Source organism: Aquimarina callyspongiae (genome assembly GCF_034322225.1).
In the GTDB taxonomy this organism is placed as follows: Bacteria; Bacteroidota; Bacteroidia; order Flavobacteriales; family Flavobacteriaceae; genus Aquimarina.
Genome location: NZ_JAXLPA010000005.1, coordinates 265972 through 279641 on the forward strand (window position 1 = coordinate 265972; position 13670 = coordinate 279641).

Consider the following 13670-nt stretch of genomic DNA (forward strand, 5'->3'; position numbering starts at 1 on the left):
TTATATGTTTAGTGATTATATTAATCATACAGGTTTCATTTGGCTCAAATTTTAATTAATAAAGTTATTGTTATCAGATTAGTACTTAAAGGGGCAAATCACTGTACTTACCCTAGTGTTTTAACGGTATTTTATCTCAGCATATCTTTTATCTTATTAATTTCGATATTAACTACTTCGTGTTCATTTAACATCTTTTTGAAGTATTCATAACTGGTCACATTCATATGACGAGAAAGTGTAGGCTCATAATATTCCCAAGCTTTTAAGAACGATGTTTGATCCGTCTTGGTAACATCAAGAATCTGTTTATTGTATGTATCTAATTTTTTCTGAAGCTTTTCCAGATCATCCTTTTCATACGCTCCTACCATATGAGCTTCTATATCATCTGTAGTAATTTTATGAGGCAAATAAATACGAATATGATGTATTTTACCAAAAGGTGCTATCGTGGTGGTTTTATCTTTTCCTGCCCAATTTTTAAAAAAATCTCCGAGATATCTTGGGATTTTATTATAATCTAATCCTGTTTTTATATTAACGGCTATATTATCTTTTTCATACTCGTCCTTATTATTCCTATCAAATTCTGATTCAGAAATCTGGCTTAGAACATAATCGACGTATAACTCCTTTCCATTAATAATCTCAACAAATACAATATTCTTATTGTTGAACAATAGATCTTTTTCTCTTAAATGATTATATACATCCAAATTACCTAATAACCCGCTATTATCGATAGCACCTGCATCCATATAGTGACCGTATCCTTCGATTTTAGCTGCTGGACTAAACACCGGAAAACGATTGGTTGTAGAGACGGCTTGATAAAATGGTAGTGTTTTATCTTTATTACTGTATAAATCTGCCAGGTTTTCAGAATACGGAAATATTTTTTCAAAATCTCCTTTATTGTGTTTTACAGACCATAATATCCCACGATTAACTCTTATTCCTGAAGTATTCATTATAAGTGATGGAAAATATCCGGTTTTATTAAAAGCTTTACCCCAATACGTTCTGTAAGGAACATTGCTCAAAGAAGCATTGGTTTTTCCTTCAATTAAGTTTTGATATTTGATCATAGAATAATACGATCTGTCTTGTAAAGGCGTTTTATATGTGAAAGGCCACAGCTTCCTGTAAAAATCCATTCCTAATGCAAAACTTAGATCTGCTGATGCATAATTTTTAAGTGCTATTTTGTTAATCTTTTCTTTTATAGCATTTGTATTTTTCCCATCTTCAGCATACAACCCTGTATATAAAGCTAATCCTAAAGAACCTCCCGAAGCTCCTGACATGGCAACTGTATGATCCAGAAATTTACCTTGGGTCTCTTTTTGTAATTTGTTTAATACAATCAGTGTCCACACATTAGCTTTGAGTCCTCCTCCATAAGAGGATACAAAAAATAAGGTGTTTGCATTTTTTTCTTTTATTGAGGAAACAAAGGGGTTTTCATTAATTATATTCTTACCCGTTACAATGTTTTTCACAGGTTCTAACTCGTGAGTGTTTTGTTCTGCAAACTTAAAACTAACAAAAACCATTATAGCAAATAGTATTACTAACATATAAGTCCAACGAAAAGATTTTGTTTGATTATACGTGCTATGATCATCAAGGTTTTCAGGATTTCTTCTAGCTTTTCTCGCTGCGAAAAAGTACTTACTAATATTTGCCAGAATCCAATAATACGCATACATATAGGCTAATAAAATTGGAATTACACTCGTCATTTCAAAACCAAATACTACGGCTATATTGCAATAAAAAATATAAAATACAGCAATGATGAAATAAACACTGAACATTTTGAGGTATGCTACTGAAGATGTTAGATATCGTATAGGACCAATAAACCATCTAAGTTTACTTTTTTTGTCAAGCGTATCATACATATCTTTTAATTCTCCTCTCGTAAGTCTGAAAAAAACGTAGGAGAACATCATTGTATAAGTAATCAACAGCATAATAATCAAGCCTAGTCTGCTAAATCTACTTCCTGGAATTATTAAGAATATCAAGAATATTACAGTTAGAAAGACACTTAAAAAGAAAGCTTTGGCTAATGTTCTATAGAACTTTTTTATGTCTTGAATTAAATCTTTTTCAATACGATATTTTAATCTCCAATAAATTACAAAAGGAACCATGAAAAATGCTCCTATAATCCAGGGAATCCATTTGACAGGAACCAGAAGGTGTTCATTGAATTTTAAGTTAGGTTCAAAACTATTATAAACAAATACGATCCAAACAGCATATATAAAAATCCCAAGAGCATATCTAAAGTAATTTGCTAATATATCTGCTTGGTATGGTTTACTATTTCTTTTAAATATGAAGAAAGGGTATTTTTTTAGTACTCTTTTAAAGGGATAATGTGTTTCCCAATCAAATTTATCTTTACTATCGTTAAGATCCATTGAATAATAATTATAGATCGGATAGTGAGATAATGCCAAAGCCAGAGCATATACAAAAAAGAAACAAATGACTAACGATATTTTATTGTCTTGTTCCAGCATATATACCATCATAGTATACGCCTGATCCATATTGAGAAGGATCAATAATATGATTGCTATTACTATAAGACTGAGGAAAGATGATTTATAAAAGAACTTAAAAGATCGTATCAAACGATTAAATCCCTGGATAAATTTAGCGAGTCGAGTATCCATATTTGTGTGTTGTGTAGTTATGCCTCAACCAAGTTACAGATAAGTATATTTATACACAATGGGGTTTTTACCCCTTTTTTTGAGGGTTATTAATTAAGGTTTTTATGTCTCATTTTTGTTATTTCTTAGCTCATCTGAAGACTCTTTTATTTCTTTTCTAATTTCAACCTGCTCCATATAGATAGCTTCGAATTTTTCTGAATAATCTTTAAACAAATTTGAATTTGTCATCACCCACATAGATGCTTTATCCTGAACCGCATCAGCTATAATATACCATTCATTATATTCTTCTTCTGCCCAATCTTTTTTATTTAATATTTTTTGTACTTTTTCTACTGATTCCTTATCAAAAAAAGCGATCGCATCGTAAAATTTTGGTGTATTAAATTCTGAATCTAAAAACCAATCAATCCCTTTACTTTCTAAAAGGTCAAAAACCACAAAGCATTTATACAAATATTGAAACACTTTTCCTTTTTTTGAAAGCTCTTCATCTTTATAAAACCTTAGTAGAAATGTGTACAAAACGCTGTACATCTGATCCACTCCTATTCTATCTAGTACTTTTTTAATCATTTTCAATATTTATTAATCAATCGAAGCATTAAACACAAGTATTGAGGTAACATAGTTTGATTTCCAGCTGTTATTGTCATTCTTATCGTCGACGCCCCTTTGTTTTTTAGTTTAAAATCAATTCCTTCAAATGTATAATCTCCCTCATTCATTCCTAAAGATAATTGTTGGGCAAGGGCTCTTTGAGATAATCCTTTTTCATTTTTATAAGATTCAATAAGACTTAATGCTCCTGAAGCTTTTTGACTGATCGTTTGAAGAGATTCTATTTTACTTTCAATTGCAGAAATATCAGCATTCTTATCAGTACTTGTATCAAAAAGTTGGATTGTAGCATCTTGATAAGCTTCATCAGTGTTATTTAAAGCGCCTATAATTTGACCTAAATATGAAATAACATCATTGACATTTCTTTCCGTAGGATCAGTGAAATAACCATTTACCAGATCATTTACATTTGTTTTACTTCTACCTGTTCCTGTAAGATATGCTTGATTACCGCTTGCTATTCCTAATCCAGATAGTTCTCCAGAAGCCTTATTCAGAATAATTTTGATTGAGTTCGGGTCTCTTGCGATATCCAATGATTCTTCGAATGTAAAAATTCTATTATCATGAATTTTTTCTCCCTCTGTAAAACCATCACCATTCTTTTCTAAATACCCTGCATTTACGGTTAATTGAGTTGGAAACTTACTATAAAGTCCATGGTAATTTGTTTGAGTTTCTTCTGATAATGCTTTAAATTTCTCATGATTCGCATAAAGATCAGGAACTCCGTTATGATATCCAGATACTCGCACATCAAAAAACATGATTTTACCATCATTTACTTGATTTAAAATTGGTGTTTCAATCTCTGGTAAGTATCTATTTCTGTTATCCCTGGTATGGGCAGGTACCAAGTTCCATAATGTAGCCGGTCCATGCATTCCATCATGTAGTAGATGGAACCTAATCCAAAACTGTGAATCCCATCTATCTTCTTGTTCTCTGAAAATATAATCATATTGTCTAACTAAGGACCATCCTTGAATTTCTAATCCTCCTGGTGCTGCTCCTGTTGTATTACCAGCTTTATTGGTTAATGGATAAGCCGCAACCATTCCAGCTTTATCTCCTTGCATTCCATGGGTAACTTCAGTCGCAGGAAGCTCTCCATCACTATCTATACCTCCCTGAACTACTTTATCTCTAATCTCATTTAATCGTCTTTGTATTTCGGCTCTTACAGTTTCCATATCCTGATCTTCAGAATTTAACAAGTTAGTTTCAATATAAGTAACCAGTTGTGCTCTCAATTGATCTGCTGTTACCAGTTCTGCTTCCTGCTCAGGAGTATCCGTTTCATCGGTTGTTTGTTCATTTTGAATTTTATTATGTAAATCATCCGGATTATTACTCGCCATCATCACTGTGGCATTAGTTCCTTGAACCGTTATATACAATCTATGGTCTTCTTCCTCCTCATCCTGAAATGTGGCTTCTACAGACCCTAGCTCAAGACCAGAGCCATCATCTGCCTCTTCTTCTCCTTCGCCTTCTTCACCGCCTCCCAATCCAAGCATATTCAAAAATGCTGTACCTGCAGCCATGGCCTTATCGATTAGCCAATCTATACCTTCATTGATTTTCTCACGAGCCAGTTCAATCATTTCTGATATCTTTTCTCCCAGATTACCTAAACCAACCTGATTTGCAAGGAAACTGATCGCCACCGGAATCCCATCGGCTAAAGCAGATTCAAGGAAATTGGCTGCTGATGCTATTGATCCTCTTGCTATTTCTGCAACTCCCGCAATAAAAGAGTTTAATATCTCCAGCATTTCACGGAGCTTCTCTATAAAGGATTGTACAGCATTAAAAAAGGCAATTGCACTATTCACTACCGCCATGATTCCTGTAGGATCCAACATGGATAATAATTTGGTAGTTACTCTTTGAATAATAGTGGTCATGATCCAACCTTTTATTCCATCTACTACAACATTCCACAGATTGCTTATTTTTTCTTGTATATACTCCCAAATAGCGATAGGACCACGTTCTATAACATCTTTTACAAAAGTCCAGATGCCCGTTAGCATATCCAATCCTGCACGTATTTTATCTACTTTATCCTGACCTATCTTTAAAGCCAAACGATCTAAAATATTATCAACGGTAATACCCAATATTTCCATAGACATTCCTAAAATCGATTGGAATGATATATCTGGTGGTGGTTGAATACCTGCTTCTCCCAACTCGCCAAAAAGCCATTTTTGAAGTCCTCCTAACAGGTGATTTACAATATTATTAAAGAATTGTATAAATCCTTGCTTAACAGCTGCTATCAAATTAAGTAGAAAAGCTACTGGATCACGTTTGATATCATTAAATGCCTGTACGGTATTGGCAATAATAGACCCTATCAATTCTGTAGGGAAGTTCATCATAGCCAATATCAATTCGATTATGATTTTTACTACTTCTACTACAAAAGTGAAAAGACGACTTATCGGTTCTCCAAACTGTGCGGCAATTCTCTGGAAAGTTTCAATTGGGCTTATCAGATCTTGAATAGATACAGAATTCCATACATCTGTAAACAACTGTACTATGAATGCTACCGAAATTCCTAAACGCGCTACTAAGGCATCAATACGTTGAGCTGCATTGGTAACTACACCTGTTTGTTGTAATTCCTGGAATTTAGCCTCACCTCCAGGAACAAGTCCCATAAATCCTCGTATAATATTCTCTGTAGTTCGCGCTACGGCTTCACCAGTAAATGGATTTCTTCTTATAATGACTGTAAGTAAGTGAAATCCTGGAATATCATCTGCAAATGTGCTTAACCACGCCAATAAAGCATTCTTAATAATCTCAAGTACTTTGATTGCTACTTCTGCAGCAAAAACGGAAAAATCTTGTAGTAATTCTCCAAAATCTGTGAGTATACCACTAAAAACAGCTGGTATATCTCTTAGGTTTTCTAATGAAAAAGCATCCCAAGCTCTTGTAAATAATGCATTAAATCGTCCTAATAAAGCAAAGAAAGTGGCTAATTGGGTATCAATCCAATCTGCAGTTTCCTGCAAAGTTCCTTTGTTTTTCATTTCTTCGACCTCAGTCTCTTTACCTATTAAAACAAGGAAATCTTCTAAAATCTCTACTGTAGGTGCATTTACCTCTTCATCCAAAGGAAACTTGCGTCCGAGTACTTTGGTTGCTAATACATAGGTTGGGCTATTCGCTTCCAGAAATCCAACTAATGGAGATACCACTGCGTCCTTTATAAAACCTAACACCTGATCTTTTAAAGAATCTGCAAAAGAAACCACATCATTATATAATCCCTGGAAGGTGTTTACCAAAACTCCTACGTTGTAATCAAACGGATCTAAACGTAAGAAATCCATATCATCCCAAGCCTGATTGATCAAACTTTCAATCCTACTGGTTGTAAGATTGAGACGTGTGAGTTCGCCTTCAATCCAATCAAATGCCGTTTGAAGTGCATTATATTCTCTTAGTTTATTTACCAAAAGAACTCCCCAGATAGGAACCAATTCTAGTAACCCTTCTACTATATTGGTAGGTGTTCTCTGTACATCTGCTCCCAAAATAGGATTATACCCAATAATCACTGTTAATAGTGAGTATCCCGGAATAAATCGAGCATATTCATTAAGTCTACTGGCAATAAAACCTGGTAATAACTGAACAGAATTAGATGTTTTTGATATTTCTGGTTTACGTTGCACCGAATCACTTTGTTGTACTGTATGCGTTAATTCGTGTGCTAATAAATGCTGACCTGAATTGGAAGAAGTATCATATTTTCCTTCATTAAAATATATATCGTTTCCGTGAGTAAAAGCCTGTGCTCCCAAATCTCTATTCATTTGTACTGCACTAGAATCAGTATGCACTCTTACATTTCCAAAATCTGCTCCAAATCCAGATTCCATTTGGTTTCTCGCTCCTTCAGGAAGTGGAGAACCGCCTCCTTTAGAACTGTTTAAACGAGATTCAATTGAAGGTTTTCTAGTTTCGTTTGACGAAACACTCTCCGATTTTTGTTGAATAACCGAAGTACTCTCGTCAGCTTCGTGATCTTCACTTTTTTGTAAAAAGCTTTTTTCTTGTATAGATTCTTCCTCTTCTTCTTTTTCCTGAACTTCTTCTTCCTGTTTTTGTATATCTGTAGTTATTCCTGAATCAGCAACTTGTTCGACTCGATCAATGGATTCTTTCTTTTGTATTTCTTCCTCAGGTTGCTTTTGTATTTCTTCTGTTTCTTCTTCTGATTGTTTCTGAACCAATGGTGTTATAGTATCAACAAGTGGCTTTTGTTGTACATCCTGCTCTGTTTCTTCTTGCTGTTTCTGGATAACTGGAGAAGGAGAGAAGAAAGTATTAGTGGTATCATTGCCTTTGGCTACCACAGTATCTGCCATACGATCTGCTTCCACCTCATACTTGTCACCCGTTTTCCCCATATTAAGTTTCGGCTGAATAAAAGCACTATCATCTTTCTCTCCCTTAAAAGGTGAAGAATTATGAGAAGTAGCACTCGAATTATTTAAATTTGCCGATCTAAACATTTTTAAGGTTTTATAAAACTATTTTCATTAATTAAATGGTATTGGTATTCGAATTGAGTTCTTTTTTATTTATCTCCATATAGATATTCACCAGCTAGCATTTTTTTTAAGAATGCTTCTATAAAGTTTTTAAAACTTTTATAGATCATTGATCGTTCTTCTTTTGTATGCCAATAGGTAATAATTTGTCCATCAATCTCTGTTTCTGATTGAGATAAATCAATACACAAAAAATCCCCTGCTCCATTATACGCTATTGGTATCCACTTCTTATTCCACCAATCATATTTCTCCCAATTATCTTTACTGTTTTTATTATCATCCGGAAATAAACGATTAAGGGCCTTCCATTCTTTTATTGTTGCCTCTAAACGGAGTAACCTCCAATCTCCTATCAAATTATCTTTCATCCCTAATTGACCATTACATTGCTTCAAAGATTCTTTATATTCTTTAGGGAATTCTATCTCAAGTTCTTTTTCTGCTCGATCGATTTCAATCTTCGATAAGCCTGGTAATAAATCTCTATATACCTCTGGGGCATTACTTTGTAGCCATTTTTTTATTTGAATCCATTCTTTTTTCATTAATATTCGAATCTTATTATCCTGAAATAGTATTTTCTTAGTTTTTGTTTCAGGTCTTTAATTTTTGCTTCTTTACCAGTTTTAGGATACATAATTTTTGCATCCTTAAGTGTGCGACCTGACTCCTGATTAATATCACTGTCCAATGGCCATAAGTTTGCTACTACGTCTTTTCCTCCAAATTGAATCTCTACTATGTGATCAGCATCCATTCCATCTCCATCACGTCCTGGAAGATATCCGTACTTTTTCAAAATCCTATTGAGTTTACCTCCTCCAGGTGTACCTTCTGTAGATAAAGGCCCTACAATTCTCTTGTCAAAAGTTCTAAAACCTCTTGAAATTCCTATTTTTTCACCTCCTGATAAAGTTCCACCGACATGCGGAGTATATTTTTTAACCTTATTACCTGTACTATCTTTAGCTCCTTTAGCGTACAATCCTTTCATAATCCCCTGAGATCTCGGTTTATCCAAACGTCCACCAAAATATAAAGGTTCGTAATTGGCACTACGGGGTTTTGGCCATACAATCTCAAAAGGATTTTCTTGAGTACCAGGAGTATCTGTTTTGGTTAGTATCCCTGATAAATCGTCAACTCCATACCTTGTCCCGTAATCAGAAATTAAGTCTCCAAGCTCCTCAAATCCAGGTACATTAGATTTTTTCAACTTTGACATTCCCACTCCTAATTGAGTAGCATGTTTTATTACCTTATTTGCCGCTGTTTTAATCTTTTCCAGATCTTTCAATCGATCTTCCATCAACTTAGCATCATCTGCATCTAAATCAGGAATTTCTGCAGATAGCCTATTTCTGGCAATCTCTACCTTTTTCAATATTAATTCAGGATTTGAAGCCATTTTGAGTTTTGGAGGTTTATCACCTTCTTCAAATTGTAATATCAAATGGTGTATGGTACCTAGCATTCTAAAATCATCTTTTACTTCTCTTTCTGGAGTGTTATTTTCTGGAATAGGGATTTTTTCGTCATCTATTGTTCCCATTTCCTTTTTACCTTCTTTAAATCCACCTTTTAATTGATCTGTTTCTTTTGCTTTTTGTTTTTTGAACATTTCCCTCATCATTTTTGGAGGGTTGAATTTTCCTTTTTTGATTTTTGTCATTTTTTGAAGCGACTCCATGGTTATTGGATCTCCCAAAATATAATCCCAATCCATAGTAACAGCTGCTCCCGGAATCGTACGCTTAGCAAAAGGATATTCTCCTTTGAAATCTGTTCCTACTACCGATAAAGAAGCAATAAATGCTCCTACGATATCCAATTCTCCTCCCACAGTAAGGCTTCCTTTAAAGAAATATTTAGGGATGTTTTCGGCATCTTTCTCAGCGGCATTCCCTTTTTTAACACCAATAGTAGGAGCAAAATCCATGTACCCTCTCAATTCTCCTGTTGCATTAACTCCTAGTTTTACATCTGCTGGGGACACTCCTAAATAATTCCATCTTGTGCCTAATCTAAGTTCTATAGCCCCAGAAATTCCAGCTTCGGCTTTTAGTCCGGCAACACCGTTGATACGAGTAGTAAATTCAAGTTGTTTATTAATGTTGGGATTATTTGAATAGATTCCTTTAATAGATATTTCATATAGTTCAACAGGTCCTATTTGATAACCTAACTTTAAGTAAGCTTCTGCCATTACTCTTACGCCAATACCTGGATACACGTTTACATAAGCAAGACGTTGTCTTCCTTTTTTATAGACGTCTTTCATATCGCCTCCAATCTCATTCAATAAACGAACTTTATCGCTAAAAATCATTTCTCCGCTCATAGTCAAGAATCCATCTGGATCTATAACCGCAGCTACTTTACCTGTTAAGAAATTATCATCAGGAGTTGCTCCAGCTCCTCCTTTTCCTTTTTTCTGTGGTTTATCTTTTATGATAATTACATCCATAGATCCCCAACCTGTTATTGCTAACTCATCTTCGTTTTCAAATTTGCGATCTTCTTGTTTTGCTTCTGGTGGAAGTCGTTTTTCTGCTGCTTCCCAAGCTTGTTGTTTAGTAGTAACCCATAATGTTAAGTTTGCCTGTGGTATTCTATCAGAACTATAGGTAACATCTCCTCTGATATCCAGAAGTCCGTTAATATAAGAAGCTTCTAAAGTACCCGTAAAGTTACCCACTTTAATATTCCAATCCCCAGCAAGAGAAAGTCCGGATAGTGCACCTGTAATCCTCGATTTTGAATCCCTTTCTATAGGAATCTCGGTATTACTAATTCCTTTAATTTGAGTTTGGATATTACCTGACCAGGCGTGAACATCATTAATTAATACAAAAGCTCCTATTAATGTCTGATTCCCACTCGCATTCTGATAGCCTGCTAATTGAAAATGTAAACCTCCTGCCAGCACATCATTAATATAAATTACATCTTTGAAACTCTCTTTGTCATAATCTTCTCCAAAAACAAGCCTAGCCAACTCTTCCTTATTCATCATCTTACGCATTAGTGCCTTACTCTTTGCACGCAAAGAAAATGGACCTCCTAACAAAGGTGCTATTCCTCCATAAACTGAACTATCTGCTTTATCGATACCTAATGCTAAATGAGGAACAAGTTTTTTACCTTCAGTACTAAATGCACTATGTTTTAAATGCATAAAATGAGGATCCATCTCATAGGTTTGCGTACTTTCATGCCAACGAATAGGTACTTCATTACGACTACCTAGCGTCCCAAACTTGATATTTAATTTTGGGCCTTCTAAAATTTCGTTTTTGAACTTGATCCCAAATTTATTGGCTACTTCTTTATTGGCTAAATACCAGTCTGACATCAGGCCAAAGGTTTGAATATGTTTTGCTATATATGAAGGAGGGCTAAATTTACTTTGTCCTTTTAAATCAATTGGAATACTGCGCAACTCTTTTAAAATAATTGCGCTGTAATCAACCATTTCTTTTTCTTCTTCAAATATTTTCTTTATTCCCCACTTTGCTAAACGTCTTGTGAGATAACTTCCACCAAAAACTATTACTGGGGTTACTACAGGAGCTACAATGACAGGAACTATTCTTTGAATATCAGGAACCGATGAATTAGAAGATATGTTTAAATTCTTTTTTCTAATAACTGCTCCTTGTTGAACCGTATGTGTAAGTTCGTGAGCTAATAAATGCTGTCCCGAAGTAGAAGAGGTGTCATATTTTCCTTCATTAAAATAGATATCATTTCCATGTGTAAAAGCTTGAGCTCCCAAATCTTTATTCATTTGTACTGCATTAGCATCTGTATGAATTCGAACTCCGCTAAAATCAGTACCAAAACCAGATTCCATCTGTGATTGGGTATTTTTAGGAAGTGGAGAGCCTCCTCCTGTTGAACTATTCAAATTGTTCTCAATATTTGCGCTATTATCTACACCATCTGCCTTTGCTTGTACTTTTATTTCTTCTTTTTCCTGAATCTCTTCTTCCTCTTCTAATTCTTGTATATCTTCATCTTGTTTTTGAATATCAGGAGCTACTATGTTATGTTCAGGTTCTTTTTGAACCTGTTTTTCGGGCTCAAAGGTTTGTATTTCTTCGGTTGCCTGTTCTTGTATTTCTTTTTCAGGTTGCTTTTGTACTTCTTCGACTTCTTCTTCTGACTGACGCTGAATTTGTGCTGTTGTAGTCTCTACATTTTGTTTTTGTTGTATTTCTATATCAGTTTCAGGCTTTGTTTGAACTTCTTCTAAAGGTTGATGTTCCTCCTCTTGTTTTTGAAGATGCTGTATGAGAGTTTCTGACTCTTCCTTTTTCAAAACCTGATCTTCTGATTCTTTCTTTTGTATTTCTTTTTCTGGTTGTTCTTGTAATTCTTCAGAATTTTCTGATTGAGGTTGAATTAATGATATATTATTTTCAACAAATGGTTTTTCTTGAACTTCTAAATCCGCTGTAGTATCTTGCTGTACTTCTTCTGATTGCTGTTGAACAGAAGGCAAAGGATTCATAGATACATTATTATCGTCTTTTCCTTTAGCGATTATTGTATCTGCCATTCTATCGGCTTCGACTTCATATTTATCTCCAGCTTTTCCGATATTTAATTTAGGTTGTATAAAAGCATTTTCCCCTTTCTCATTTTGAAAAAGAGAAGGGTGTGTCGTTGTAGTAGTATTATGTATAGACGCTGCTTTAAACATAAATCAGAGTATCATCATTTAAATTATTAATTAGTTTTTCTAGCTCGCTTCAAAGCATCACTACTGATTATTCTTTTTGTTCCTTTTAATTCATCACTGACTTTAATACTTTTTATCTTAGCCTTTAAGACCGCAGTATCTTTTTCGCTCAACACTAAGTTTTGGATCTTTGCTAATTGTTTCAATTGTGTTGCTTGAGTAATTGCATTTTGTTTTTCTACCCCTCTATTTATAGTATCTCTAGAAACACTTGTCTCTGATAATTCATCTTTTATTTTTTCTTTCTCTGCTTCAATAGCTTTATTTGCATATTTTATAGCTTCTTGGGTATCACCCAACAATAGTTTTGTTTTACTGATCTCAACAATATCTTCTGGGGATTGTGCTCTTTCTTCTAGTCTTCCTGCTAGCTCTTCTAGCTTTTGTCTTGCAATGGTATCATTTGGGTTTTCAATATATTTTTCTTGATACTTAGATAATTCAATCTTTTCGCTTGAAATTGTAATCTCCTGAATGCTAGGATATGCAATCATTATAATGGGTATCGGAAAAAATAAAAGCAATCTCTTTATTGCTTCTTTTTTAATAATATAGTATACCAATCCTGCACTCAGGATCATGAATAAAAATATTCCTAAGAAAAGAAGCACTAGTTCATAAAGATGTAAATCATTTAGTAGTGTTTTCATTTGTTTATTTTTATCGGTTATCTATTCAAAAACAATTACATTTTGTAATAATGTCTTATTCTTCAATTCTAATCTTAATAGATATTTCCCTTCTTCAGAAAACAATGCTTCGCCCATTAGCCATTGTACCGTTTCGAATCGTTTTGGGAGTATCTTAAGATTAATAATCGTACCGTTTTGCACGGTTAAATCCCAAGCAAAACTTCTTATATCATTTACAAATAGCTCTGTTTGAGAAATATCAAAATAATTGACCCCATTACTTGTATTATGTATCTCTAATCCTATCTTAAAAGTGTTCAAATCTCTTTTTGAGATTCTGTCTGAACTGATCACTAATTTTATGATAAGATTCTCGTTCATT

Annotated in this window: 7 protein-coding genes; all 7 read right to left on the reverse strand. The window is 34.1% G+C overall.

The features are described 5' to 3' along the window. Positions 1 to 131: 131 nt before the first annotated feature. Positions 132 to 2696: a patatin-like phospholipase family protein gene (locus tag U0D62_RS20810; protein ID WP_322289280.1), complete on the reverse strand. Its 2565-nt coding sequence runs from the start codon at positions 2694 to 2696 to the stop codon at positions 132 to 134. A gap of 102 nt (positions 2697 to 2798) precedes the next feature. Next, on the reverse strand, positions 2799 to 3275 hold the full coding sequence (locus U0D62_RS20815; protein WP_322289281.1) for a hypothetical protein: 477 nt from the start codon (positions 3273 to 3275) through the stop codon (positions 2799 to 2801). 2 nt (positions 3276 to 3277) lie between these two features. Next, positions 3278 to 7867, reverse strand: coding sequence for a DUF4157 domain-containing protein (locus U0D62_RS20820; RefSeq protein ID WP_322289282.1), 4590 nt, complete (start codon positions 7865 to 7867; stop codon positions 3278 to 3280). Between the two features lie 65 nt (positions 7868 to 7932). Next, the gene (locus tag U0D62_RS20825; protein ID WP_322289283.1) at positions 7933 to 8454 is read right to left on the reverse strand and encodes an SMI1/KNR4 family protein; all 522 of its coding nucleotides are present in this window, start codon (positions 8452 to 8454) and stop codon (positions 7933 to 7935) included. Further along, positions 8454 to 12617, reverse strand: a complete 4164-nt coding sequence (locus tag U0D62_RS20830) for an eCIS core domain-containing protein (RefSeq protein WP_322289284.1) — start codon at positions 12615 to 12617, stop codon at positions 8454 to 8456. Before U0D62_RS20830 ends, U0D62_RS20825 begins: the two co-directional genes overlap by 1 nt. 26 nt (positions 12618 to 12643) lie before the next feature. Then, positions 12644 to 13306: a hypothetical protein gene (locus tag U0D62_RS20835; RefSeq protein WP_322289285.1), complete on the reverse strand. Its 663-nt coding sequence runs from the start codon at positions 13304 to 13306 to the stop codon at positions 12644 to 12646. Positions 13307 to 13327: 21 nt separating this feature from the next. Beyond that, positions 13328 to 13669 (reverse strand): hypothetical protein, encoded by a 342-nt coding sequence (locus U0D62_RS20840; protein WP_322289286.1) that lies wholly within the window; start codon positions 13667 to 13669, stop codon positions 13328 to 13330. Position 13670 lies beyond the last annotated feature (1 nt).

What these genes read in the sequence shown, in the direction of transcription:
- U0D62_RS20810 (WP_322289280.1), bottom strand. Translation starts at nt 2,696, where the DNA reads ATGGATACTCGACTCGCTAAATTTATCCAGGGATTTAATCGTTTGATA.
- U0D62_RS20815 (WP_322289281.1), bottom strand. Translation starts at nt 3,275, where the DNA reads ATGATTAAAAAAGTACTAGATAGAATAGGAGTGGATCAGATGTACAGC.
- U0D62_RS20820 (WP_322289282.1), bottom strand. Translation starts at nt 7,867, where the DNA reads ATGTTTAGATCGGCAAATTTAAATAATTCGAGTGCTACTTCTCATAAT.
- U0D62_RS20825 (WP_322289283.1), bottom strand. Translation starts at nt 8,454, where the DNA reads ATGAAAAAAGAATGGATTCAAATAAAAAAATGGCTACAAAGTAATGCC.
- U0D62_RS20830 (WP_322289284.1), bottom strand. Translation starts at nt 12,617, where the DNA reads ATGTTTAAAGCAGCGTCTATACATAATACTACTACAACGACACACCCT.
- U0D62_RS20835 (WP_322289285.1), bottom strand. Translation starts at nt 13,306, where the DNA reads ATGAAAACACTACTAAATGATTTACATCTTTATGAACTAGTGCTTCTT.
- U0D62_RS20840 (WP_322289286.1), bottom strand. Translation starts at nt 13,669, where the DNA reads ATGAACGAGAATCTTATCATAAAATTAGTGATCAGTTCAGACAGAATC.